This is a genomic window from Frigoribacterium sp. SL97, from assembly GCF_026625765.1.
Classification (GTDB): domain Bacteria; phylum Actinomycetota; class Actinomycetes; order Actinomycetales; family Microbacteriaceae; genus Frigoribacterium.
This window is the reverse complement of the sequence record NZ_CP113062.1, coordinates 1-24,889: the sequence shown is the minus strand read 5'-3', so window position 1 is coordinate 24,889 and position 24,889 is coordinate 1. Positions and strand designations below refer to the sequence as shown.

Genomic DNA, 24,889 nt, shown 5'->3' with positions numbered 1-24,889 from the left:
GGGGCCTCTACGAGGAGGTAGACACATGAAGAAACGACGCATCGTCGCCGTCGGGACGGCCCTCGCGGCCACCGCGGCGCTGCTGACCGGATGCTCGGCAGGCAGCTCGGGGTCGTCCGACCCCGACGTGCTGAAGCTCTGGCACTTCGAGAGCGAGACCAGCGCCATGGGCATCGCCTGGGACCAGGCGATCGCCACCTTCGAGGAAGAGACCGGTGCGAAGGTCGAGTTCGAGGAGAAGAGCTTCGAGCAGATCCGCTCGACCGCGAGCCAGGTGCTCAACTCGAACGAGGCACCCGACATCCTCGAGTACAACAAGGGCAACGCCACGGCGGGCCTGCTCGCGAGCCAGGGGCTGCTCGCGAACCTCGACGACGCCGTCGACGAGTACGGCTGGGACGACGACCTCGCCCCGTCGATCGCCACGACCTCGAAGTACGACGAGAAGGGCGTCATGGGCTCGGGCAGCTGGTACGGCATCCCGAACTACGGCGAGTACGTCGAGGTGTTCTACAACAAGGACGCCTTCGCCGAGCAGGGCATCGCGGTGCCCACGACGTACGACGAGTTCGAGACGGCCCTGCAGACCTTCGCCGACGCCGGCATCACGCCGCTCGCCGAGGCCGGTGGCGAGTACCCGCTCGGGCAGTTGTTCTACCAGCTGGCCCTCTCGAAGGCCGACCGTTCGTTCGTCGACGACTACCAGCTCTACGAGGGCGACGTCGACTGGCAGGGCCCCGAGCTGACCTACGCCGCCGACAAGCTGAAGGAGTACGTCGACAACGGCTGGATCTCGAAGGACGTCACCGGCATCAAGGCCGAGGACATGGGCACGACCTTCATGAGCGGCGGGGCGCCGATCATGGTCTCCGGCAGCTGGTGGGCCGGACGGGTCGCCGACGAGGCGACCTTCGACTGGGGCACGTTCCTGTTCCCCGGCAGCGACATGGCACCCGGGTCGGGCGGCAACCTCTGGGTCGTCCCCGAGAACGCGGCCAACAAGGACCTCGCGTACGAGTTCATCGACATCACGATGCGCCCCGAGATCCAGAACCTCATCGGCAACAACGGCGGCGTGCCGGTGAAGGCCGACCCGGCCGACATCACCGACCCGAAGAGCCAGGAGTTGATCGCGAACTTCAACACCTTGCTCGACCGCGACGGCCTGGCGTTCTACCCGGACTGGCCCACGCCGACCTTCTACGACCAGCTGGTCGCCGGCACCCAGGAGCTCGTCAACGGCACCGCCACGCCGGACGAGATGCTCACCACCCTGGGCGACCAGTACCAGAGCGGCGTCGACGACATCACCGGGAAGTAGCCGTGACCTCCCTCGACACCCGCCCCGGTGCCAGGGAGGCGCGCCCCCGTCGCGAGGGCCGACGCACGTCGTCGGCCCTCCCGCCGGAGGAGAGCCTCCTGCCCGGAGCCCGCCGCGCGGGCTTCTGGCTGTACCTGATCCCCGGCTTCGTCCTGTTCGCGGTCGTGATCCTGGTCCCGCTGATCTGGAACGTCTACCTCAGCTTCACCGACTACCGGGGCATCCGCCCGCCGACCTGGGCGGGGCTCGACAACTGGCGCGAGCTGATGAGCGACGACCGCTTCTGGACGTCCTTCCTCAACAGCGTCTTCCTCATCATCGCCATGGTGGTGGTCCCCACCGTGCTGGGCCTCCTGCTCGCCGCGATGCTGTTCGACCTGATCGGCCGGAAGTTCGGCGGCCGTCTGGCGTCGTTCCTGCGGGCGACCTACTACCTGCCGCAGATCCTGCCCGTGGCGATCGCCGCGATCGTCATCGGTTGGATACTCCGACCCGAGAACGGCGCGCTCAACACCGTCCTCGACGCGGTGGGGCTGGGCGCCCTGCAGCACAACTGGCTCGGCAGCCCCGACACCGCGCTGCTCAGCATCATGGTGGTAATGGTCTGGGTGCAGCTCGGCTATCCCGTCGTCATCTTCATGGCCGCACTGCAACGGGTCGACCCGGAGCTGTACGAGGCCGCCGAACTCGACGGCGCCGGCTGGTTCCAGCGGTTCCGGGCGATCACGGTGAGCATCATCCGCCCCGAGATCTTCGTCGTCGTGCTGACCTGCACGATCGCCGCGTTGAAGGTGTTCGGACCGATCTACGCCCTGACCCGCGGCGGCCCCGGCGACTCGACGATCGTGCCGAGCTACTACGCGTACAGCGAGTTCTTCCAGAGCCAGCAGGTCGGCTACGGCGCGACCATCGCGACGGCGCTGACGCTCGTCATCGTCGTCATCACCATCTTCTTCATCCGGGCACAGAACCGGGTCGAACGAGCAGAGAGGGAACGCTGATGGCCACGACCGTCGTGCCGCCGGTGAAAGACGACCGCATCCGTCCCGCGGTGCCCAGCCCGCGCCTCCCGAAGGCCAGGCAACGGGGGCGCAAGAAGACGGCCACCGACTGGCTGATCCTCGCCGCGGCGATCGCCTTCGGCGTGCTGATCGCCCTGCCGTTCCTGTTGATCTTGGTCAACTCGTTCAAGTCGCCCGCCGACTACACGACCGGAGGGCCGCTCAGCCTGCCGACGTCGCTGTACTTCGACGGCCTCGTCGACTTCTGGAACCGCGTCGAGTTCCCGGCCAAGCTCTGGAACAGCTTCGTGATCGCCGGGCTGGTGGCCCTGTTCGCCGTGGTCATCTCGGTCTTCAACGCCTACGCGCTCGGCATCGGCCGGGTGCGCGGTCGCACCTGGATCATCGTGCTGTTCCTGCTCGCGAACATGCTGCCGCAGGAGGCCCTTCTCTACCCGCTGTACTTCATGTTCAAGCAGGTGGGCCTCTACGACAACATCTGGGCGGTCATCATCATCTTCACGGTGATCCAGAGCGCCTTCGGCACCTACCTGCTCTCGAGCGTGTACGGCACGTTCCCGAAAGAGGTGCTCGAGGCGGCGTCGCTCGACGGGGCGAGTCGGTGGCAGATCCTCTGGCGGGTCATCGTGCCGATCAGTCGGCCGACCCTGTCGGTGCTCGCGATCTTCTTCTTCATCTGGACGTGGAACGAGTTCCTCATCCCGCTCACCTTCCTGGTGTCCAACGGCAACCAGACGGTCCCCGTCGCCATCACCGCCCTGCAGGGCGACCGGCTGATGGACGTCACCACGACGAGCGCGTCGGCCCTGCTCGGGTTGATCCCCACGCTCGTCTTCTTCCTGATCTTCCAGCGCACCCTGACCCGCGGCATCACGGCCGGCGCGGTCAAGTGACGCGTTCCACCCCGAAAGGCTCCACATGAAGTTCACCGACGGTTTCTGGCAGATCCGCCCGGGGGTCGAGTCCCTCTTCGCCCAGGAGGCCCACGACGTCGAGCCCCGGGCGGACGGACGCTCGATCGAGGTCACCGCACCCACCAAGGTGGATCGGCTCGCGGGGCGACACCCTCAACCGCCCGACGCTCACGATCGCGCTGAGTTCGCCGATGGAGGGCGTGATCGCCGTCGACGTCACGCACTTCGCCGGTGGTCGTGACGAGATCGGGTTCGACCTGGTGGGCTCCGAGGGCGGCCCCGCCGGGGTCGGGGTCGTCGAGACGAGCGAAGGAGGCGCGACCCTGACCTCGGGACGCCTCACGGCCACGGTCGGTCGCGGGGCACCGTTCGAGCTGACGTTCCGCGACGGCGACACCGTGCTCACCCGGTCGGGCCACAAGTCGGTCGGCTACCACCGGGTCGCCGCGGACGCCCAGGTCGACGGGGCGATGCTCGGCAACGCCCGGGCCGGCACCGGACGCGTCCTCGCGCCGAGCTACGTCTCGCAGCAACTCTCGCTGGGCGTCGGCGAGCTCGTCTACGGCCTCGGCGAGCGGTTCGGTCCGCTGGTCAAGAACGGCCAGACGGTCGACGTGTGGAACGCCGACGGGGGCACGTCGAGCGAGCAGGCCTACAAGAACGTCCCGTTCTACGTCACGAACCGCGGATACGGCGTCCTGGTCGACCACCCGGGTCACGTCTCGTACGAGATCGGCTCCGAGTCGGTCGAGCGGGTGCAGTTCTCAGTGGCGGGCGAGACCCTGCGCTACCTGGTGATCGCCGGCCCGACGCCCGCCGACGTGCTCGACCGGTACACGCGCCTGACCGGTCGGCCGGCCCACGTGCCGGCCTGGTCGTATGGCCTCTGGTTGTCGACGTCGTTCACGACCGACTACGACGAGGCGACGGTCACGGGCTTCGTCGACGAGATGGCCCGCCGCGACATGCCGATCAGCGTGTTCCACTTCGACTGCTTCTGGATGCGCGAGTTCCAGTGGTGCGACTTCGAGTGGGACCCCCGCGTGTTCCCCGACCCCGAGGGCATGCTCGCCCGGCTGCACGAGCGCGACCTGCGCGTCTGCGTCTGGATCAACCCGTACATCGGTCAGCGCTCGGCGCTGTTCCGCGAGGCGGCCGAGGCCGGTTACCTCGTGCGGAACCCCGACGGCAGCGTCTGGCAGTGGGACCTCTGGCAGGCCGGCATGGGCCTGGTCGACTTCACGAACCCCGAGGCGACGGCCTGGTTCCAGGGGCACCTGCGTCGGCTGCAGGCCCAGGGGGTCGACGCGTTCAAGACCGACTTCGGCGAGCGCATCCCCACCGACGTCGTCTGGCACGACGGCTCCGACCCCGAGCGCATGCACAACTGGTACACGCAGCTCTACAACCAGGCGGTCTTCGAGGTGCTCGAGGAGGTGCGCGGCGAGGGCGACGCCGTCGTCTTCGCCCGCTCGGCGACGACGGGTGGTCAGGCGCTTCCCGTGCACTGGGGTGGCGACTCGACGTCCACCTTCGAGTCGATGGCCGAGACCCTCCGCGGCGGACTGTCCCTGGCCATGAGCGGCTTCTCGTTCTGGAGCCACGACATCGGCGGCTTCGAGGGGACTCCCGACGCCGAGGTCTACAAGCGGTGGACGGCCTTCGGCCTGTTGTCGAGCCACAGCCGGTTCCACGGCAGCTCGTCGTACCGGGTGCCGTGGGCCTTCGACGACGAGGCCGTCGAGGTCACCCGCCGCTTCACGAAGCTGAAGCTGTCCCTCATGCCCTACCTCTACGCCGCCGGGCTCGCGTCGTCGCGCTCGGGACTGCCGGTCATGCGTCCGATGGCCCTGGCCTTCCCCGGCGACCGCGGCGCCGCCCACGTCGACACGCAGTACCTGCTCGGAGACGACCTGCTGGTCGCACCGGTCTTCTCAGCCGACGGCACCGTAGAGGTCTACCTGCCGGCCGGGCGCTGGACGAACTGGTTCACCGGTGAGGTCGTCGACGCGGGGTCCGGGGCGTGGCGCACCGAGCGACACGACGTCATGAGCCTGCCGCTCTACGTGCGCGAGGGGGCGGTGATCCCGGTCGGCGCGCGGGACGACCGGCCCGACCACGACTACCTCGACGGTCTCGTGCTGAGGGTGTTCCCCGGGGGTGACGGCACCCGCTCGATCACGGTGACCACGCCCACCGGCGAGTCCGCCGACTTCGTCGTCACGCGGTCAGGAGGCGCGGTGTCGGTCGACACCGCCGCCACCGGCTGGCGGGTCGACGAGGTCTGACGCCGGGGCCGGGGCCGGGGCCGGCGGGCGACTCAGGCACCGGGCGGCGTGGCGTCCTCGACGCGCCGCCCGGCGAGGTCGAGGTAGCCTCGACCGACGAAGGGGCGCGGGCGTGACGACTCAGCAGGGCGACGGTGAGGGCGCAGCGGCTCCCGACCTCGGTGCGCGGTTCGACCGGGTCCGGCGGGACAACCTCGCGACGGTGCTCGGCATCGTCCACACCGACGGGGCCGCGTCGCGGTCGGCCCTCACCCAGGCGACCGGGCTCAACCGGTCGACGATCGCGGCGCTCGTGGGTGAACTCGTCGACCGGGGACTCGTCGTCGAGACCGACCCGGTCGGCACCAACCGGGTCGGGCGGCCCAGCCCGGTCGTGGCGCCGGACCCCCGTGTCGTCGCGATCGCGGTCAACCCCGAGATCGACGCCGTCACGGTCGGCGTGGTCGGGCTCGACGGCGTCGTGCAGCATCGAGTCCGTCGCGAGACCGACGGGGTGCCCAGCGCGCCCCGGGCCGCGGCGCTCGCCGCTGAGGTGATCGCCGGGCTGCGCTCCGGCGCGCTGTCTCCCGACGTGCGGGTGCTCGGGGTGGGTCTCGCGGTCCCCGGGCTGGTCGGGTCCGACGGGGGAGTCGTGCGGCTCGCCCCGCACCTCGGGTGGATCGACGAGCCGTTCGCGGCCGTCGTGGCGTCCGCGACCGGCCTGCCGACCCGCGCGGCCAACGACGCGTCGCTCGGTGCGATCGCCGAGGGCCGCTTCGGGGCCGGGCGGGGCGTCGACGACCTCGTGTTCCTGAACGGCGGTGCGAGTGGTGTCGGCGGGGGAGTCCTCATCGGTGGCGGTCCGGTGACCGGCGTGGGGGGTTTTGCCGGCGAGATCGGGCACACCCTCGTCAACTCCGTCGGCGAGCTCTGCCACTGCGGCGCCGTGGGGTGCCTCGAGACCGAGGTCGGTCAGGCCCGGTTGCTCACCGTCACCGGACTCGACCGTGGTCAGGCCGACCAGCTGGACGCGGCGCTCGCCGGCGCCGAGCCCGGGTCGCCCGTGGCCGTCGAGGTGCGGCGTCAGATCGACTTCCTGGCCGTGGCCCTGCGAGGCGTCGTGAACTCGTTCAACCCCGAGCTGATCGTGCTCGGCGGCTTCCTCGGATCGCTGCACGCGGCCGACCCCGGCCGCCTGGCCGAGCGGGTCCGCGGTCAGTCCCTGCCCGGCGCCCGCGACGACGTGCGGATCACCCGAGCCGCGCTCGGCGTGGACCGGCTGACGATCGGAGCGGCCGAACTGGCCTTCGCCGCCGTCTTGGCCGACCCTGCGTCCGTGACCCGCGCCTCCTGACGTCGTCCTCGCGGCGTTCGACCCGCCACGAAGTGAACGACCCGCCACGCAATCGGGTGGCGGGTTGCTCACCTCGTGGCGGGCAAGCGGGCAAGCGGGCGGGCAGGCGGGCAGGCGGGCACGCAGGGCCGCCCGCCCCCGCGTCAGGCGTGCGTGTGCGGCTCGGAGTTCGCCCACACCGACGCCGCGGCGACGCCGGCCAGTTCGACGCTGCCGACCGCCCGGTCGTGCGCGTCGGTCAGCACGACCTGCAGCGAGCCGGCGTAGTCGCGACGCTCGCCGACGCGCACGTGGGCGCCGACCCGCAGGTCGAGCGAGCTGAGGTAGCGCAGCAGCTCGGGTTCGTCGTCCGAGACGCGCACGACGAAGCCGCACTCGCCCTCGACGAAGTCGCCCAGCGGATGGGCGGCAGGCCGTACGACCGTGCCGTCGGCCGCGGGGATCGGGTCGCCGTGCGGGTCGGCCGTCGGGTGTCCGAGCTCGACGTCGAACCGGTCGAGCAGCCGATCGCTGACGGCGTGCTCGAGCACCTCGGCCTCGTCGTGCACCTCGTCCCAGCCGTAACCCAGGCGTTCGACCAGGTACGTCTCGATCAGCCGGTGGCGCCGGACCATCGACACGGCGATCGCACGGCCCGCGTCGCTCAGGGCGATGCGCCGGTAGGGCTCGTAGTCGAGGTAGCCGTCGCGGTCGAGCTTGCGGAGGTTGCCCGACACGGTCGACGCGCTCACGCCGAGCGTCGCGGCGATCTCGTTGGTCGAGATGCCGGCGCCGACTCCTGCCTCGGCCCACTCCTCGGCCTTCCAGATGACCTTGAGGTAGTCCTCGGCCATGGTGGTGCGCGTGCTGGCCGGGTCGCTGGGCATGGTCCGATCCTAGGCGGCGCCACCCGCGCCTCCTGCTGTCGTCCGCGCCCGGCGCACCGGGGTCACGGGCGGGGCAACGACCCCAGCCCCTGCGCGGCCCGGTAGCGCTCGCCGACGGCGGGTCGCAGGTCGGCCTCGAAGGAGGCGCTGGTCGCCGGGGTCCAGGTCGGTCGCGTCCCCGAGAGGGCCCAGCCCGCCTGTCGTGCCGCGCCGTCGGCGACGTACTCGCCCGGCTCGGGCACGACGACGGGCAGGTCGAACACCTGGCGGGCGACGGCCTGGACGGCCGGGTTCAGCGCGGCCCCGCCGATGAGGAGGACGCGGGTGGCCTGGACGCCCTGTCGGCGGACGGCGGCGGCACCGTCGGACAGTGCCGACAGCATGCCCTCGACGGCGGCGCGGGCCAGGTTCTCGCGGGTGGAGCTCGCCAGGGTCAGGCCCGAGAGCGTCGCCGTGGCGTCGGGCAGGTCGGGGGTGCGTTCGCCCTCGAAGTAGGGCACGAGCGTGACCCCGCCGGCGCCGGGCTCGGCCGCGAGGGCCAGACGGGCCAGTTCGTCGTGGTCGACGCCGAGCAGTCCGCCGACCGACGACAGCACCCGGGCCGCGTTCAGCGTGGCGACCAGGGGGAGGTAGCCACCCGCGGCGTCCGCGAAGCCGGCCACCGTGCCGCCGGGGTCGGTCACGGGCCGGTCGGTGACGGCGAAGGCCGTCCCGCTCGTGCCGATGCTGATGACGAGGTCGCCGACCGTGGCGTCGAGGCCGAGGGCCGCCCCGGCGTTGTCGCCCGCGCCGGCGCCGACCACGATGCCGGCCGGGATCGGGCCGTCCGCGACCGTCGTCCCGGCCGCCTGGTCGGCCTGCAGCACCCGCGGCAGCACGACGCGCCCGGCGTCGTCCGCGGGGGAGCCGGTGGCCTCGCGTGCCCCGCGACCGAAGGCGTGCTCGAAGAGCTCGAGGTCGTACGCCTCGTCGGTGGGGCTCCAGTACGAGGTGCCGCTGGCGTCCGAGCGGTCGGTGACGAGGGCGTCGAGGTCCGGCCCGAGCGGGCTCTCGTCGGCGGGACCGAAACCGAGGAGGCGCCAGGTGAGCCAGTCGTGCGGCAGGGCCACCGCGGCGACCCGCGCGGCGTTCTCGGGCTCGGCGTCGCGCAGCCAGCGCAGCTTGGTCGCGGTGAACGACGCGACGGGGACGGAGCCCGTGCGTCGGGCCCACTGCTCGGCCCCGAGCTCGTCGATCAGGTCGCGGGCGGCCGGGGCGCTGCGGGTGTCGTTCCAGAGCAGGGCGTCGCGGACGACGCGTCCCTCGGCGTCGAGGGCGACGAGGCCGTGCTGCTGACCGGCGACCGAGAGCGCGGCGACGTCGTCGAGGCCGCCGGCGTCCGCGATCGCCGCGAGCAGCGCCTCCCACCAGGCCGCCGGGGGCACCTCGGTGCCCTGGGGATGCCCGGCCGACCCCTGCCGGACGAGTTCGCCCGTCGAGAGATCACGGACGACGACTTTGCAACTCTGGGTCGATGAGTCGACCCCGGCGACGAGACTCATGGGCACAGTTTGTCGTACGTGACCACAAATGGCCACCGGCGGTGTTCCGCGGGTCGCGCGCCGCGCCTCCTCGACGGGTCCCGGGCCGTCCGGGCGGCCCGGACGAGCCTGTCGGTAGACTCAAGTGCACCTCACCCGGTGCGTTCCCCCGACGTGAGGAGAAACCCATGCCAGCAGTGGTGATCATCGGAGCCCAGTGGGGCGACGAGGGCAAGGGCAAGGCCACCGACCTGTTGTCGAGCCGCATCGACTACGTCGTCAAGTTCAACGGCGGCAACAACGCCGGCCACACCGTGGTGATCGGCGACCAGAAGTACGCGTTGCACCTGCTGCCCTCGGGCATCCTCTCGCCCGGCGTGACGCCCGTCATCGGCAACGGCGTCGTCGTCGACATCGAGGTGCTCTTCGACGAGCTCGACGCGCTGATCGCGCGTGGCATCGACGTCTCCCGGTTGCGGGTCAGCGCCAACGCGCACGTCATCACGCACTACCACCGCACCCTCGACAAGGTGACGGAGCGCTTCCTCGGCAAGCGCCAGATCGGCACCACCGGTCGAGGCATCGGCCCGACCTACGCCGACAAGATCAACCGCGTCGGCATCCGCGTGCAGGACATCTTCGACGAGGGCATCCTGCGCCAGAAGGTCGAGGCGGCCCTCGACCAGAAGAACCACCTGCTCGTCAAGATCTACAACCGTCGCGCGATCGAGGTCGACGAGGTCGTCGAGTCGCTGCTGTCGTTCGCCGAGCGGCTCAAGCCGATGGTCGCCGACACGGCGCTCGAGATCCACCAGGCGCTCGAGGCCGACAAGACCGTCCTCTTCGAGGCGGGCCAGGCGACCATGCTCGACGTCGACCACGGCACCTACCCGTTCGTCACCTCGTCGTCCGCCACCGCAGGAGGCGCCTCGACCGGCTCGGGCATCGGGCCGGGCCGCATCGAGCGCGTCATCGGCATCGTCAAGGCGTACACGACCCGCGTCGGCGCCGGGCCGTTCCCGACCGAGCTCTTCGACGCCTCGGGCGAGTTCCTCCGGGCCAACGGCTTCGAGTTCGGCACGACCACCGGCCGTCCTCGCCGCTGCGGCTGGTACGACGCCCCGATCGCGCGCTACACGGCGCGGATCAACGGCGTGACCGACTTCGTGCTGACCAAGCTCGACGTGCTCACCGGCCTCGAGACGATCCCGGTCTGCGTGGCCTACGACGTCGACGGCGTCCGGCACGACGAGGTCCCCGTCTCGCAGAGCGACTTCCACCACGCGACGCCGATCTACGAAGAGTTCCCGGGGTGGAGCGAGGACATCACGGGGGCGCGCGACTTCGACGACCTCCCGAAGGCCGCGCAGGACTACGTGCTCGCCGTCGAGGCGATGAGTGGCGCCCGCATCTCGGCGATCGGCGTGGGCCCGGGCCGTGACGCCATCGTGCAGCGGCACGACCTGCTCGGCTGAGCCGCGCTACCACACTCACCCGCCACCGAGCCAACTCCCAGAATCTAGGTATGGTCTTCTCCTCATGACACTCGACATCGCCTACACCGCCATCGCCCACGCCACCGGTGGGGGTCGTGACGGCCACGTCCGCAGCGAAGACGACCGACTCGACTTCGACACGCGGCCCCCCAAAGAACTCGGTGGCTCCGGCGAGGGCACCAACCCCGAGCAGCTGTTCGCGGCGGGCTTCGCGGCCTGCTTCCTCAGCGCCATGCACGGCGCCGGCAAGAAGCTCGGCGTCGACACGAAGGACGCCGAGGTCTCGGCGAGCGTCGGCATCGGCGGCAACGGCGAGGGCGGATTCGGCCTCGCGGTCGAGCTCGACATCTACACGCCGAACGTCGAGCCCGAGCGTCGTCAAGAGCTGGCCGACGCGGCCCACCACGTGTGCCCGTACTCGAACGCCACGCGTGGCAACGTCGAGGTCACGCTCACGCTGGTCGACTGATCCCGGCCGGGCCGACCCGGCCCTGAAGGAGGCGCGTCCTGCGAGAGCGGGACGCGCCTCCTTCGTCCGTGGCGGTCCGTCGGCGGCCCCGTCGTCGGGCGCGCCGATAGGGTCGGTGCATGGCACTCGACAGTCCTCTCGGGGCGGACAGCCCCCTCAGCTCGGCCGACCAGGGCGCGATCGACGAACTCGCGGGCATCCGCCAGAGCATCGACAACATCGACGCCGCCCTCGTCCACATGCTCGCCGAACGGTTCAAGTACACGCAGTCCGTCGGCCTGCTCAAGGCGGCGGCGGGCATGCCGGCGAGCGATCCCGAACGCGAGCGCGTGCAGATCCAGCGCCTGCGTCGCCTGGCGGAAGAGGCCCGGCTCGACCCGGCCTTCGCCGAGTCCTTCCTGAACTTCATCGTCGCCGAGGTGATCCACCACCACGAGCGCATCGCCGCCGGCGACGACCCCACCGCCGGCCGCGCATGAGCGACCTCGGCCCGTCCGGCCCCCAGCGTCTCTACGTCGGTTCGTACACCGCGGTCAGCGGTGGCCACGGCCTCGGCATCACCGTCCTCGAGCGGTCGAGGGCCGACGGTCGCTGGCAGGCTGGGCAGGTCGTCGAGGCCGACGACCCGTCGTTCCTCGTCGTCACCGAGGGGGCCCTGCACGCGGTCGCCGAGACGAACGAGGGCCGCGTGCTGTCGTACACGATCGCCGCGGGCCGCCTGGTCGAGGCCGGCGTCGCGGCGTCCGGCGGTGCCTCGCCCTGTCACATCGCCCACGACCCGGCCTCGAACGCCCTGCTCGTCGCGAACTACGTCGGCGGCACCTTCGGCGTGCTCAGCTCCGAGGCCACCGACCCGGCACGCGTGACGGCGACCGTCGCGCTCCCGTCGGGTTCCGGCCCGGTCGCCGACCGCCAGGGCGGGCCGCACGCCCACCAGATCGTCGCGACCCCGTGGGGCACCCACCTGGTCAGCGACCTCGGCACCGACCGGCTGATCGAGGTCGCCGTCGACGTCGTCACGCTCGAACCGTCGATCGTCGGCGTGCACCCGATGCCCGCGGGCTCGGGCCCGCGGCACCTCGCCTTCCTCGGCGACGACCTGCTCGTCGTGGGCGAGCTCGACGCCCGTCTGTACGTCGTCCGGAGGCAGGGTGACGAGCTCGTCATCCCGTACTCGGTGGCGGTCGTCGAGGGCGAGCCGGACGAGCGGGGAGACCTCCCGTCGCACCTGGCCGTCCACGACTCGCGGGTCTACGTCGCCACGCGCGGCCGCGACACGATCAGCGTGCTCGAGACCTCGGTCGACGCCGAGGGCGGGTCCGACGGCGGTGAGCCCTCGAGGCTCCGCCTGGTCGGTCAGGTGCCGTGCGGCGGCGAGTGGCCGCGGCATTTCACCATCGCCGACGGCCTGCTCTACTGCGCCAACCAGGGTTCCGACACCGTCTCGGTGCTGCCCGTCGACGAGGCCACCGGTCTGCCCGGGGCCCCCGTCGACCTGTTCACCCTCGGCAGCCCCGCCTGCATCGTCGCCGTCTGACCGGACCGCAGGAGGCACGGGTCAGCGTCGCGGCACGAGACGCTGCAGCACGGCGATGACGTCGTCGATCGACGTGTCATGGCGCGGGTCACCGCCCGAGTCCACCGGTGAGAAGGGCCGCGGCGTGAAGTAGAGCCCGTCGGAGACGAGCGACACCACCCGGGCGACCGCGGGGTCGCCGACGGCGTCGAGGACGACCTGGTGCCAGCGGGACTGCATGGCGGTGAGGGCCTCGAGTGCCCGGGGGTGGCGTCCGCTCGACGCGAGGTTCGAGACGGCGGTGATGCAGCGGTCGAGCGGGTCGTCGGCCGGGATGGCCGCGGGTGACGAGGTGCGGACGAAGTAGTCCACGACGCCCTCCGGCGCGCTGGTCATCGCCGCGACGTCGTCGTCGAGCAGCGCGGTGAGGCGGTCGACGAGGGCGTCGACCAGCGCCTCGCGCGTGGGGAAGTGGTAGAGCAGGCCGCCTTTCGAGACCCCGGCCGCGGCGGCCACGGCATCGAAGGTCGCGGCGCGTTCGCCGTCGTCGACGACGAGCGTCTCGAACGTGTCGAGCATCGATTCCCGGGCTGACGGTCGAGGGCTCATTCTGTTACTGTACCGTCTGGACGGTGTAACTGTACCGTCCGGACGGTCGGCACCGCGCCTCCTGCCCTCGTCGGGCCGCCGCCGCCAGGCGGTGCGCGCACCGTCGATCGACCCACCACTCCACCGACCGCGAGAGAACGCCATGACCCGCCCCGCCACCGTCACCGCCACGACCCCGACCGGCGTCCCGCCGCGTGCCGGCCGACGACAGTGGGCCGCGTTGGTCGTGCTCATGCTGCCGGTGCTGCTCGTCTCGGTCGACAACACGGTGCTGAGCTTCGCCCTGCCCGAGATCTCGACCGCACTGCAGCCGAGCGCCGCGGGCCAACTCTGGATCGTCGACGTCTACTCGCTCGTCCTCGCCGGCCTGCTCGTGGCCATGGGGTCGATGGGCGACCGGTTCGGCCGCCGCAAGCTGCTGCTCACCGGTGCGAGCGGATTCGCCGTCGTCTCGGTGCTCGCCGCGTTCTCCACGAGCGCCGAGCAGCTCATCACGGCACGAGCCGTGCTGGGCTTCTTCGGCGCGATGATCATGCCGGCGACCCTCTCGCTGCTGCGCAGCACCTTCCTCGACCGTGAGCAGCGCCGGCTCGCGATCGCCGTCTGGGCCTCGGGCTTCGCCGCCGGATCGGCCCTGGGCCCCATCGTCGGCGGCGTGCTCCTCGAGCACTTCGCCTGGGGCTCGGTGTTCCTCGTCGCGGTGCCCGTGCTCGTCCCCCTGCTGATCGCCGGCCCGCTGCTGCTCACCGAGAGCCGCGATCCCGCGCCGGGGCCGGCCGACCCGTTCTCGGTGCTGCTGTCGCTCGCGGCCATGGCGCCGGTCGTCGCGGCGATCAAGCTGCTCGCGACCGACGGCTTCGTCTGGCCCGTCGCCGCCCTGGCGGTGGTCGGCGTGGGCTCGGGCTGGCTGTTCGTCCGGCGTCAGCTCGCCCGCCCGCGTCCGCTGCTCGACGTGCGGCTCTTCACGAACCCGGTGTTCGCCGGATCGGTCCTGGTCAACCTGCTCGCCGTCGTGGCGCTCGTGGCCTTCCTGTTCTTCACGACCCAGCACCTGCAACTCGTCGTGGGGCTGCGGCCCTTGCAGGCCGCGCTGACGCTGGTGCCCGGTCTCGCGGTGATGATCCTGGCGGGCCTCGGCGTCGTGCGGGTCGTCCGGTGGCTCCGCCCGCGCACCATCGTCGCGATCGGCCTCGCCTCGGCCGCGCTCGCCTACGCGGCGGTCTTCGCCACCGGCGCCGGGGCCCCCGTGGTCGTGTTCGTCGTGGCCTTCGCCTTCGTCGGCCTGGGCGTCGGCGCGGCCGAGACGATCTCGAACGACCTGATCATCGCGGCCGTGCCCGCGAACCGGGCCGGGGCTGCCTCGGCGGTGTCCGAGACCGCCTACGAGGTCGGTGCCGTCCTCGGAACCGCCGTGCTCGGCAGCATGTTGACCGCCATCTACCGGGGTGCCCTGGTCGTGCCCGCCGGCGTGCCCACCGAGGCGGGCGAGGCGGCCCGCGAGACCCTGGGAGGCGCGGTGGCGGTCTCCGACGGGCTGCCCGAGTCGCTCGCGGGCCCCCTGCTGCGCGCCGCCACCGACGCCTTCGACCACGGTCTCGTCGCCACGGCCGGGGTCGGGGCACTGGTGATGGTCGCCGCGGTGGTGGTCGCCCTCACGACCCTCCGCCGCGCCTCCTCGGCCGACTGAGGCCCCGGGTCGTCCGAGCCACCCCGGCACGGGTGGCCCGAGCCGGCCGCGGGGCCCGCGCGGCCCACCTGCCCACTAGTAAAGTGTGGCGAGCCCCCCGAGACGCCAGGAGAACCATGCCCCGCACCGTCAGACTCGCCGCCATCCCCGGAGACGGCATCGGCCCCGAGGTGGTCGCGGAGGCCCTCAAGGTGCTCGAGGTCGCGGCCGGCGACGACGCGACGTTCGAGGTCACGACCTTCTCGCTGGGTGCGGCGCGCTACCTCGAGACGGGCGACATCCTGACCGACGACGACCTGACGGCCGTCGCGTCGCATGACGCGATCCTGCTCGGAGCGGTGGGCGGCGACCCCCGCGACCCGCGGCTGGCGGGCGGCATCATCGAGCGTGGCCTGTTGCTGAAGCTGCGCTTCGCCCTCGACCACTACGTCAACCTGCGGCCCACCAAGGTCCATCCCGGCGTCCCGTCGCCGCTCTCGGCGCCCGGCGAGGTCGACTTCGTCGTCGTCCGCGAGGGCACCGAGGGTCCCTACGTCGGCAACGGAGGCGCGCTGCGGCAGGGCACGCCGCACGAGATCGCGAACGAGGTCAGCGTCAACACGGCGCACGGCGTCGAGCGCGTCGTGCGTTTCGCCTTCGAGAAGGCCCGCGGTCGCCGTGGGCACCTGACCCTCGTGCACAAGACCAACGTGCTCGTGTTCTCGGGCAGCCTCTGGCAGCGCACCGTCGACGCCGTGGCCGCCGAGTACCCCGACGTCGCCGTCGACTACCAGCACGTCGACGCGGCCACCATCCACCTCGTGGTCGACCCCTCCCGGTTCGACGTCATCGTCACCGACAACCTCTTCGGCGACATCCTCACCGACCTCGCCGGCGCCATCAGCGGCGGCATCGGGCTCGCGGCATCGGGCAACCTCAACCCCGACGGCGCTTTCCCGAGCATGTTCGAGCCCGTGCACGGCTCGGCCCCCGACATCGCCGGTCAGCAGAAGGCCGACCCGACGGCGGCGATCCTCTCCGTCGCCCTCCTGCTCGACCACCTCGGCCTGCCCGACGCGGCCGCCCGCGTCACCCGGGCCGTCGACGCCGACATCGCCGACCGCGCCTCGCGTGACGCGTCCGTCCCCGCCCGCCGCACGGACGAGATCGGCACGGCGATCGCCGACCGCGTGCGCACCCTGTCCCCGTCTGCCTCCGCCTGAAGGGCATCATGACCACCACCGACAACGTCTCCGCCCCGACCGACGACTCGGCCGACTTCCCGCTGCAGTTCGAGCTGACGCCGTCCGAGACGGCACGCGACGACGCCGAACGCGAGACGATCCTCAGCGACCCCGGCTTCGGCAAGCACTTCACCGACCACATGGTGACCATCGAGTGGACCCTCGCCGACGGGTGGCACGCGGCGTCCGTCCACCCGTACGGCCCGCTGCAGCTCGACCCGTCGGCGTCGGTGCTGCACTACGCGCAAGAGATCTTCGAGGGCATGAAGGCCTACCGGCACGCCGACGGTTCGGTCTGGTCGTTCCGGCCGGACGCCAACGGTCGCCGCCTGCAGCGCTCGGCCCGCCGACTCGCGCTGCCCGAGCTCAGCACCGACGACTTCGTCGAGTCGGTCCGCCAACTCGTGCGGGCCGATCTCGACTGGGTGCCGTCGGCCCCCGAGACGAGCCTGTACCTCCGGCCGTTCATGATCGCCACCGAGGCGTTCCTGGGGGTCCGGGCCGCCCACGAGGTGTCGTACCACGTGATCGCGAGTCCGGCCGGGGCCTACTTCAGCGGCGGCGTCTCTCCGGTCTCGATCTGGCTGACCACGAACTACGCCCGAGCAGGCAAGGGCGGCACGGGTGCGGCAAAGACCGGCGGCAACTACGCGTCGTCCCTGCTGCCGCAGCAGGAGGCCTACGAGAACGGCTGCCAGCAGGTGCTGTTCCTCGACTCGTCCGAGAGCAACTACATCGAAGAGCTCGGCGGGATGAACGTGGTGCTCGTCAAGAAGGACGGCACCCTCGTCACCCCCGACAGCGACTCGATCCTCGAGGGCATCACCCGTGACTCGATCCTCGAGTTGGCCGAGGCCCGGGGCCACCGCGTCGAGCGTCGTCGCGTGACGATCGACGAGTGGCGTGACGGCGTCGAGTCCGGCGACATCGTCGAGGTCTTCGCGTGCGGCACGGCCGCCGTCGTCGTCCCGATCGCCGAACTCAAGGGCGAGGGCATCCACATCGGGTCGCCCGCCGCGACCGGTGGAGAACTGACCATGTCCCTGCGCGAAGAGCTGACCGACATCCAGTACGGCCGCCGTCCCGATGTCCACGGCTGGATGACTAGGCTCGACGCGTGAAGAATCGCCCGTTTCGCCACGCCCGGAGAAGACCCCCGCTACGGCATCGTCGACGAGCGCGAGCTCATCGTCCTCGCCGGTGATCCCATGTACAGCGGGTACGAGACGACGGGCGAGCGGGTCTCCCTGCGTCAGGCCAAGTTGCTCGCGCCGGTGATCCCGCGGTCCAAGGTCGTCGGAGTCGGCCTGAACTACCAGGACCACGCCGACGAGCTCGGCCAGTCCGCGCCCGAGGCGCCCATCCTGTTCCTCAAGCCCAACACGACGGTCATCGGTTTCGGCGACTCGATCCAGCTCCCGCCCGACGTCGGCCGGGTCGACTTCGAAGGCGAACTCGCCATCGTCATCGGGTCGATCGCCAAGCGAGTGAAGGCCGAGGACTACCAGGACGTGGTGTTCGGCTACACCGTCGCCAACGACGTCACGGCCCGCGACGTGCAGAACGCCGACGGCCAGTGGACCCGAGCGAAGGGCTACGACACCTTCCTGCCCCTCGGCCCCTACATCGAGAACGAATTCGACTGGGCGGATGCCACCATCGAGACCCGGGTGGACGGCGAGGTCATGCAGCGCGAGTCGACGATGCAGATGATCCACAAGATCCCCGAGCTGATCGAGTACGTCACGGACGTCTTCACCCTGCTGCCGGGTGACGTCATCCTGACCGGCACGCCCGCCGGCATCGGTCCGTTCACGGCGGGCCAGACCGTCGAGGTCGCGATCTCGGGCCTCGGCTCGTTGATCAACCCCGCCAAGAACCGGGTCTAGGCCCGCCCGGTGAGCCCCGCCGCCGTCGACGCGCCGCCGCGCGCGAATCCGGTGCGGGGGCTCCTGTTGGCCGGGGTCGCCTACGGGGCGGCGTGGGGCCTGCACCTCGTGTTGCCGGCGGTCCCCGTCCTGACCTGGTGCGTCCTGCTCGGCATCGCGGCCGCCCAGGTCCGGCCCCTCCGCCCGGTGATCGACGGCAGCGCCAAGCCCGGACTGACCTTCGCCTCGAAGCGACTGTTGCGCATCGGCGTCGTCTTGCTCGGGCTCCAGCTCAGCCTCGTCGACGTCGCCGGGCTCGGGTGGACGACGGTGGTCGTCGTGATCGCGATCCTCGGGCTCACGTTCGCGGTCACCTACCTGCTCGGCCGATGGGCCCGGCTCCCCGGTGACCAACCCCTCCTGCTCGCGGCCGGCTTCTCGATCTGCGGGGCGTCGGCGATCGGCGCGATGAGTGCCGTGACCCGCGATCGTGGCAAGGACGCCGCGACTCCCGTCGCTCTGGTCACGTTGTTCGGCACGCTCGCGATCGCCGTCCTGCCCCTGATCCGCGGGTGGGTCGGCCTGACCGACCGCGAGTTCGGCGCCTGGGTGGGGGCGAGCGTGCACGACGTCGGTCAGGTGGTCGCCACGGCGCAGACCGCCGGAGCGGCCGCTCTCGCGATCGCGGTCGTCGTCAAGCTCACGCGGGTCCTGATGCTCGCGCCAATCGTGGCGATCACGTCGACCGTGGTCCGTCGGCGGGGTGCCGACGCCGGCGCCCGGCCGCCGATCGTGCCGTTGTTCGTCGTCGGCTTCGCCGTCGCGGTCGTCGTCCGGACGGTGATCCCGGTTCCGGAGGCGCTGCTCGCGATCGCGGGGACGGTCCAGTCGGTCCTGCTCGGGCTCGCACTCGTCGGCCTCGGGTCGGGCATCCGCCTCGAGCGCCTCGTCCGCACCGGCGGCCGCGCCTTCCTCGTGGGCCTGGCCTCGTGGATCGTCATCGCCTCGGTGTCCCTGGGCGCCGTGCTCGTGCTGCCCCTGGGGTAGCGTCGGCGTCCCCGTGGGGACGTGGCGGGCGACACGCCCGGGATGCACGAAGTTTGGCCATACCCGTCTCGGGCTGCGTAAAGTAATCACTTGTCACCCCAAAGGTGCGGGCGGAGCGAAGCTTCCCCGGCCCTCAAGTGGGACCAACTTCCAAGTCCTCGAGTTGCTTCACAGCCTCGGACCAAGTGAGTTGCGAACACTGATCAAGATGATGTAGAGTTACGGCTCGTTCCGCAAGGGGCGTCGGCACGGTCTCGGCATCGTCGGTCAGTGCATAAGGTTACAGAACTGCTCAGGGCAAAGGTCTTCCAAGGCTGGGTCCCTGGTGCGTTTGGTCTTTGAGAACTCAACAGCGTGCACATTGTCAAATGCCAAATTATACCCTGGCATTGCTTGTGGCTTCATCTTTGGTGGGGTTGTGAGTGGTGTTTAGGTTTCTTTGAGATTGATGGACAACAACAATCGTCAGATTGTTTTGTTCTTTAGTCAGCATCAAATTCAGCAGTCATGGCCTATTCCGGTTGTGCTGTTTTTTCTTTTACGGAGAGTTTGATCCTGGCTCAGGACGAACGCTGGCGGCGTGCTTAACACATGCAAGTCGAACGATGAACTGGAGCTTGCTCCAGGGATTAGTGGCGAACGGGTGAGTAACACGTGAGTAACCTGCCCTTGACTCTGGGATAAGCGCTAGAAATGGCGTCTAATACCGGATACGAGCTTCAGCCGCATGGCTAGGAGTTGGAAAGAATTTTGGTCAAGGATGGACTCGCGGCCTATCAGCTAGTTGGTGAGGTAATGGCTCACCAAGGCGACGACGGGTAGCCGGCCTGAGAGGGTGACCGGCCACACTGGGACTGAGACACGGCCCAGACTCCTACGGGAGGCAGCAGTGGGGAATATTGCACAATGGGCGAAAGCCTGATGCAGCAACGCCGCGTGAGGGATGACGGCCTTCGGGTTGTAAACCTCTTTTAGTAGGGAAGAAGCGAAAGTGACGGTACCTGCAGAAAAAGCACCGGCTAACTACGTGCCAGCAGCCGCGGTAATACGTAGGGTGCAAGCGTTGTCCGGAATTATTGGGCGTAAAGAGCTCGTAGGCGGTTTGTCGCGTCTGCTGTGAAATCTGGGGGCTCAACCCCCAGCCTGCAGTGGGTACGGGCAGACTAGAGTGCGGTAGGGGAGATTGGAATTCCTGGTGTAGCGGTGGAATGCGCAGATATCAGGAGGAACACCGATGGCGAAGGCAGATCTCTGGGCCGTAACTGACGCTGAGGAGCGAAAGCATGGGGAGCGAACAGGATTAGATACCCTGGTAGTCCATGCCGTAAACGTTGGGAACTAGATGTGGGGGCCATTCCACGGTCTCCGTGTCGCAGCTAACGCATTAAGTTCCCCGCCTGGGGAGTACGGCCGCAAGGCTAAAACTCAAAGGAATTGACGGGGGCCCGCACAAGCGGCGGAGCATGCGGATTAATTCGATGCAACGCGAAGAACCTTACCAAGGCTTGACATATACCGGAAACGTCCAGAGATGGTCGCCCCGCAAGGTCGGTATACAGGTGGTGCATGGTTGTCGTCAGCTCGTGTCGTGAGATGTTGGGTTAAGTCCCGCAACGAGCGCAACCCTCGTTCTATGTTGCCAGCACGTTATGGTGGGAACTCATAGGAGACTGCCGGGGTCAACTCGGAGGAAGGTGGGGATGACGTCAAATCATCATGCCCCTTATGTCTTGGGCTTCACGCATGCTACAATGGCCGGTACAAAGGGCTGCGATACCGTAAGGTGGAGCGAATCCCAAAAAGCCGGTCTCAGTTCGGATTGAGGTCTGCAACTCGACCTCATGAAGTCGGAGTCGCTAGTAATCGCAGATCAGCAACGCTGCGGTGAATACGTTCCCGGGCCTTGTACACACCGCCCGTCAAGTCATGAAAGTCGGTAACACCCGAAGCCAGTGGCCTAACCCTTGTGGATGGAGCTGTCGAAGGTGGGATCGGTGATTAGGACTAAGTCGTAACAAGGTAGCCGTACCGGAAGGTGCGGCTGGATCACCTCCTTTCTAAGGAGCATGTACTCGCCCCGCGGTATACACGGGGGTCAACGAGTCAAGTCGGTTTCGAAGCGAATGTCTTCGGCCGGCGCTCATGGGTGGAACATTGACAATGGCTCTTCGCGGAGAGCATCAGCGCTAGTACGGCACCTTCGGGTGTCTGGAAGGTGAGGGTGTTCGAGGTGGGGGGCGTGCACGCTGTTGGGTCCTGAGGGACCAAGCACCCATGCTTTGAGTGTGGGGGTTTTTCCTCTGGGCCATGAAAGTCCTGCATCAATCGCAGGGTGATCATGGTGCCGCCCGTATTTTGAGAACTACACAGTGGACGCGAGCATCTTAGTCGCAAGCAGGGCCGGCCTTCGGGTTGGTTGTTGTTTGTGATACTAAGTGCAATTTCTTAGACCAATCCGCCCTTTGGGTGTGGTTGGCGAATGAGATAACACTGAGCTGTCAGTCTTTGGCTGGCAGCAACTTTGTGGTCAAGTTTCTAAGAGCAAACGGTGGATGCCTTGGCATCTGGAGCCGAAGAAGGACGTAGAAATCTGCGATAAGCCTCGGGGAGCTGATAATCGAGCCCTGATCCGAGGATTTCCGAATGGGGAAACCCCGCCAGGCGTTATGTCTGGTGACTCCCGCCTGAATATATAGGGCGGGTAGAGGGAACGTGGGGAAGTGAAACATCTCAGTACCCACAGGAAGAGAAAACAACAGTGATTCCGTCAGTAGTGGCGAGCGAAATCGGAAGAGGCTAAACCGGTCATGTGTGATAGACGGCGGTCGTTGCATGGTCGGGGTTGTGGGACCCGTTGTCCTGTTCTGCCGGACAGGAACAGTTACAGCGCAGTATAGGCGAACAGCTTTGAATGGCTGGTCATAGAGGGTGCGAACCCCGTAGCCGAAATGCTGGCGCTGGCTGAATGGGGATCCCAAGTAGCTCGGGGCCCGAGAAATCCCGTGTGAATCTGTCAGGACCACCTGATAAGCCTAAATACTCCCAGATGACCGATAGCGGACAAGTACCGTGAGGGAAAGGTGAAAAGTACCCCGGGAGGGGAGTGAAATAGTACCTGAAACCGTTTGCTTACAAACCGTTGGAGCCTCCTTGTAGGGGTGACAGCGTGCCTTTTGAAGAATGAGCCTGCGAGTTAGCGATATGTGGCGAGGTTAACCCGTGTGGGGTAGCCGTAGCGAAAGCGAGTCTTAATAGGGCGATCCAGTCGCATGTCCTAGACCCGAAGCGAAGTGATCTATCCATGGCCAGGTTGAAGCGACGGTAAGACGTCGTGGAGGACCGAACCCACTTAGGTTGAAAACTGAGGGGATGAGCTGTGGATAGGGGTGAAAGGCCAATCAAACTTCGTGATAGCTGGTTCTCTCCGAAATGCATTTAGGTGCAGCGTTGCGTGTTTCTTGCCGGAGGTAGAGCTACTGGATGGCCGATGGGGCCCAAAAGCTTACTGACGTCAGCCAAACTCCGAATGCCGGTAAGTGAGAGCGCAGCAGTGAGACGGTGGGGGATAAGCTTCATCGTCGAGAGGGAAACAACCCAGACTACCAACTAAGGTCCCTAAGCGTGTGCTAAGTGGGAAAGGATGTGGAGTTGCATAGACAACCAGGAGGTTGGCTTAGAAGCAGCCACCCTTGAAAGAGTGCGTAATAGCTCACTGGTCAAGTGATTCCGCGCCGACAATGTAACGGGGCTCAAGCACACCACCGAAGTTGTAGATTTCGTATTATAGACAAGCCTTCGTGGTTCAGTCGTACGGAGTGGTAGGAGAGCGTCGTGTGGCCAGTGAAGCGGCGGTGTAAACCAGCCGTGGAGGCCACACGAGTGAGAATGCAGGCATGAGTAGCGAAAGACGGGTGAGAAACCCGTCCTCCGAAAGACCAAGGGTTCCAGGGCCAGGTTAATCCGCCCTGGGTAAGTCGGGACCTAAGGCGAGGCCGACAGGCGTAGTCGATGGACAACGGGTTGATATTCCCGTACCGGCGAAGAACCGCCCAAGCTAATCCAGTGGTGCTAAGAGTCCTAACCCGGCTGAGTGGATCCCTTCGGGGTGATGCCGGCCGGTCTAACGCTCGACCCCATGCTGGTGCGGTTAACGTATTAACAGGTGTGACGCAGGAAGGTAGCTGAGCCAGGCGATGGTATCCGTAAGGTGAACCTGGTGTAAGGATGTAGGGCTGACGATAGGCAAATCCGTCGTCAATGCGCCTGAGATCCGATGCGTACCCCGATTGGGGGAAATCAGTGATCCTATGCTGCCGAGAAAAGCATCGACGTGAGGTTCAAGCCGCCCGTACCCCAAACCGACTCAGGTGGTCAGGTAGAGAATACCAAGGAGATCGAGAGAATCGTGGTTAAGGAACTCGGCAAAATGCCCCCGTAACTTCGGGAGAAGGGGGGCCGGAACCGTGATGGGATTTACTCCCGGAGCGGGAAAGGCCGCAGAGACCAGTGGGAAGCGACTGTTTACTAAAAACACAGGTCCGTGCCAAGTCGCAAGACGATGTATACGGACTGACGCCTGCCCGGTGCTGGAAGGTTAAGAGGAAGGGTTAGCGCAAGCGAAGCTCAGAATTTAAGCCCCAGTAAACGGCGGTGGTAACTATAACCATCCTAAGGTAGCGAAATTCCTTGTCGGGTAAGTTCCGACCTGCACGAATGGCGTAACGACTTCCCAGCTGTCTCAACCGCGAACTCGGCGAAATTGCACTACGAGTAAAGATGCTCGTTACGCGCAGCAGGACGGAAAGACCCCGTGACCTTTACTACAGCTTGGTATTGGTGTTCGGAGTGGCTTGTGTAGGATAGGTGGGAGACTGTGAAGCTTGGACGCTAGTTCAGGTGGAGTCATTGTTGAAATACCACTCTGGTCACTTTGGATATCTAACTACGAACCGTGATCCGGTTCTGGGACAGTGCCTGGTGGGTAGTTTAACTGGGGCGGTTGCCTCCCAAAAAGTAACGGAGGCGCCCAAAGGTTCCCTCAACCTGGTTGGCAATCAGGTGTCGAGTGTAAGTGCACAAGGGAGCTTGACTGTGAGACTGACAAGTCGAGCAGGGACGAAAGTCGGGACTAGTGATCCGGCAGTGGCTTGTGGAAGCGCTGTCGCTCAACGGATAAAAGGTACCTCGGGGATAACAGGCTGATCTTGCCCAAGAGTCCATATCGACGGCATGGTTTGGCACCTCGATGTCGGCTCGTCGCATCCTGGGGCTGGAGTAGGTCCCAAGGGTTGGGCTGTTCGCCCATTAAAGCGGTACGCGAGCTGGGTTTAGAACGTCGTGAGACAGTTCGGTCCCTATCCGCTGCGCGCGTAGGAAATTTGAGAAGATCTATCCCTAGTACGAGAGGACCGGGATGGACGAACCTCTGGTGTGTCAGTTGTTCTGCCAAGGGCACCGCTGATTAGCTACGTTCGGAACGGATAACCGCTGAAAGCATCTAAGCGGGAAGCCGGCTTCGAGATGAGATTTCCATACCCTTAGGGGTGAGAGGCTCCCAGCTAGACTACTGGGTTGATAGGCCGGATGTGGAAGTGGGGACTAACGACCCATGGAGCTGACCGGTACTAATAAGCCGATAACTTGACAACACTCCCTCCCTGTAGAGGTGGGGGAAAGCTGCTTGCGTCCACTATGTGGTTCCCGAAATACG

General features: G+C 67.6%; 16 protein-coding genes, 2 rRNA genes and 1 pseudogene. 16 read left to right on the top strand and 3 right to left on the bottom strand.

Annotated features, from left to right (window positions below; all coding sequences use genetic code 11):
* Positions 1-25: 25 nt before the first annotated feature.
* The 5 genes and pseudogenes from OVA02_RS00095 to OVA02_RS00075 all read left to right on the top strand — a co-directional run bounded on the left by OVA02_RS00095 (position 26) and on the right by OVA02_RS00075 (position 6,878).
* Positions 26-1,321, top strand: coding sequence for an ABC transporter substrate-binding protein (locus OVA02_RS00095; protein ID WP_055978261.1), 1,296 nt, complete (start codon positions 26-28; stop codon positions 1,319-1,321).
* Positions 1,322-1,323: 2 nt separating this feature from the next.
* Complete coding sequence (locus OVA02_RS00090; RefSeq protein ID WP_082454854.1) at positions 1,324-2,322, top strand: carbohydrate ABC transporter permease; 999 nt, start codon at positions 1,324-1,326, stop codon at positions 2,320-2,322.
* Positions 2,322-3,236: a carbohydrate ABC transporter permease gene (locus OVA02_RS00085; protein ID WP_056049601.1), complete on the top strand. Its 915-nt coding sequence runs from the start codon at positions 2,322-2,324 to the stop codon at positions 3,234-3,236. Before OVA02_RS00090 ends, OVA02_RS00085 begins: the two co-directional genes overlap by 1 nt.
* A 25-nt stretch (positions 3,237-3,261) precedes the next feature.
* Positions 3,262-5,545, top strand: a pseudogene (gene yicI / locus OVA02_RS00080) (alpha-xylosidase).
* A gap of 112 nt (positions 5,546-5,657) precedes the next feature.
* The gene (locus tag OVA02_RS00075; protein ID WP_056049594.1) at positions 5,658-6,878 is read left to right on the top strand and encodes an ROK family transcriptional regulator; all 1,221 of its coding nucleotides are present in this window, start codon (positions 5,658-5,660) and stop codon (positions 6,876-6,878) included.
* Positions 6,879-7,021: 143 nt separating this feature from the next.
* On the opposite strand, the gene OVA02_RS00070 is transcribed toward OVA02_RS00075, so the two are convergent.
* Both OVA02_RS00070 and OVA02_RS00065 read right to left on the bottom strand, forming a co-directional pair.
* Positions 7,022-7,744, bottom strand: coding sequence for a metal-dependent transcriptional regulator (locus tag OVA02_RS00070; protein ID WP_055978265.1), 723 nt, complete (start codon positions 7,742-7,744; stop codon positions 7,022-7,024).
* Between the two features lie 62 nt (positions 7,745-7,806).
* The gene (locus OVA02_RS00065) at positions 7,807-9,285 is read right to left on the bottom strand and encodes a xylulokinase (RefSeq protein WP_056049590.1); all 1,479 of its coding nucleotides are present in this window, start codon (positions 9,283-9,285) and stop codon (positions 7,807-7,809) included.
* Between the two features lie 167 nt (positions 9,286-9,452).
* Here OVA02_RS00065 and OVA02_RS00060 point away from each other — a divergent pair, with 167 nt between their 5' ends.
* The 4 genes from OVA02_RS00060 to OVA02_RS00045 all read left to right on the top strand — a co-directional run bounded on the left by OVA02_RS00060 (position 9,453) and on the right by OVA02_RS00045 (position 12,766).
* Positions 9,453-10,739, top strand: coding sequence for an adenylosuccinate synthase (locus tag OVA02_RS00060; protein WP_267658967.1), 1,287 nt, complete (start codon positions 9,453-9,455; stop codon positions 10,737-10,739).
* Positions 10,740-10,803: 64 nt separating this feature from the next.
* Positions 10,804-11,229: an organic hydroperoxide resistance protein gene (locus OVA02_RS00055; RefSeq protein WP_055978271.1), complete on the top strand. Its 426-nt coding sequence runs from the start codon at positions 10,804-10,806 to the stop codon at positions 11,227-11,229.
* Positions 11,230-11,348: 119 nt separating this feature from the next.
* Complete coding sequence (locus OVA02_RS00050; RefSeq protein WP_082452693.1) at positions 11,349-11,708, top strand: chorismate mutase; 360 nt, start codon at positions 11,349-11,351, stop codon at positions 11,706-11,708.
* Positions 11,705-12,766 carry a lactonase family protein gene (locus OVA02_RS00045; RefSeq protein WP_056049585.1) on the top strand — a complete coding sequence of 354 codons (1,062 nt, stop codon included), beginning with the start codon at positions 11,705-11,707 and terminating at the stop codon, positions 12,764-12,766. The genes OVA02_RS00050 and OVA02_RS00045 overlap by 4 nt, the downstream gene beginning before the upstream one ends.
* 21 nt (positions 12,767-12,787) lie before the next feature.
* On the opposite strand, the gene OVA02_RS00040 is transcribed toward OVA02_RS00045, so the two are convergent.
* Complete coding sequence (locus OVA02_RS00040) at positions 12,788-13,354, bottom strand: TetR/AcrR family transcriptional regulator (protein ID WP_043593162.1); 567 nt, start codon at positions 13,352-13,354, stop codon at positions 12,788-12,790.
* Between the two features lie 142 nt (positions 13,355-13,496).
* On the opposite strand from OVA02_RS00040, the gene OVA02_RS00035 reads away from it, so the two are divergent.
* The 7 genes from OVA02_RS00035 to OVA02_RS00005 all read left to right on the top strand — a co-directional run bounded on the left by OVA02_RS00035 (position 13,497) and on the right by OVA02_RS00005 (position 24,827).
* Positions 13,497-15,041, top strand: coding sequence for an MFS transporter (locus OVA02_RS00035; RefSeq protein WP_056049581.1), 1,545 nt, complete (start codon positions 13,497-13,499; stop codon positions 15,039-15,041).
* A 116-nt stretch (positions 15,042-15,157) separates the two neighbouring features.
* Entirely contained in the window at positions 15,158-16,243 is a 1,086-nt protein-coding gene (locus OVA02_RS00030; RefSeq protein ID WP_055978277.1) for a 3-isopropylmalate dehydrogenase, read from the top strand.
* A gap of 8 nt (positions 16,244-16,251) precedes the next feature.
* Complete coding sequence (locus OVA02_RS00025) at positions 16,252-17,385, top strand: branched-chain amino acid aminotransferase (RefSeq protein ID WP_055978278.1); 1,134 nt, start codon at positions 16,252-16,254, stop codon at positions 17,383-17,385.
* A 3-nt stretch (positions 17,386-17,388) separates the two neighbouring features.
* Positions 17,389-18,153, top strand: coding sequence for a fumarylacetoacetate hydrolase family protein (locus tag OVA02_RS00020; RefSeq protein ID WP_267659657.1), 765 nt, complete (start codon positions 17,389-17,391; stop codon positions 18,151-18,153).
* Between the two features lie 9 nt (positions 18,154-18,162).
* Complete coding sequence (locus OVA02_RS00015; RefSeq protein WP_056049579.1) at positions 18,163-19,179, top strand: YeiH family protein; 1,017 nt, start codon at positions 18,163-18,165, stop codon at positions 19,177-19,179.
* A gap of 537 nt (positions 19,180-19,716) precedes the next feature.
* Positions 19,717-21,236 (top strand): 16S ribosomal RNA (locus OVA02_RS00010).
* Between the two features lie 468 nt (positions 21,237-21,704).
* A 23S ribosomal RNA gene (locus tag OVA02_RS00005) occupies positions 21,705-24,827 on the top strand.
* Together the 16S and 23S rRNA genes form the textbook arrangement of a ribosomal RNA operon.
* Positions 24,828-24,889 lie beyond the last annotated feature (62 nt).

Excerpts from the sequence above, each read along its gene's own strand:
- OVA02_RS00050 (WP_082452693.1), top strand. The coding sequence starts at position 11,349 with ATGGCACTCGACAGTCCTCTCGGGGCGGACAGCCCCCTCAGCTCGGCC.
- OVA02_RS00060 (WP_267658967.1), top strand. The coding sequence starts at position 9,453 with ATGCCAGCAGTGGTGATCATCGGAGCCCAGTGGGGCGACGAGGGCAAG.
- OVA02_RS00085 (WP_056049601.1), top strand. The coding sequence starts at position 2,322 with ATGGCCACGACCGTCGTGCCGCCGGTGAAAGACGACCGCATCCGTCCC.
- OVA02_RS00070 (WP_055978265.1), bottom strand. The coding sequence starts at position 7,744 with ATGCCCAGCGACCCGGCCAGCACGCGCACCACCATGGCCGAGGACTAC.
- OVA02_RS00065 (WP_056049590.1), bottom strand. The coding sequence starts at position 9,285 with ATGAGTCTCGTCGCCGGGGTCGACTCATCGACCCAGAGTTGCAAAGTC.
- OVA02_RS00095 (WP_055978261.1), top strand. The coding sequence starts at position 26 with ATGAAGAAACGACGCATCGTCGCCGTCGGGACGGCCCTCGCGGCCACC.
- OVA02_RS00025 (WP_055978278.1), top strand. The coding sequence starts at position 16,252 with ATGACCACCACCGACAACGTCTCCGCCCCGACCGACGACTCGGCCGAC.
- OVA02_RS00035 (WP_056049581.1), top strand. The coding sequence starts at position 13,497 with ATGACCCGCCCCGCCACCGTCACCGCCACGACCCCGACCGGCGTCCCG.
- OVA02_RS00055 (WP_055978271.1), top strand. The coding sequence starts at position 10,804 with ATGACACTCGACATCGCCTACACCGCCATCGCCCACGCCACCGGTGGG.
- OVA02_RS00040 (WP_043593162.1), bottom strand. The coding sequence starts at position 13,354 with ATGAGCCCTCGACCGTCAGCCCGGGAATCGATGCTCGACACGTTCGAG.
- OVA02_RS00030 (WP_055978277.1), top strand. The coding sequence starts at position 15,158 with ATGCCCCGCACCGTCAGACTCGCCGCCATCCCCGGAGACGGCATCGGC.
- OVA02_RS00045 (WP_056049585.1), top strand. The coding sequence starts at position 11,705 with ATGAGCGACCTCGGCCCGTCCGGCCCCCAGCGTCTCTACGTCGGTTCG.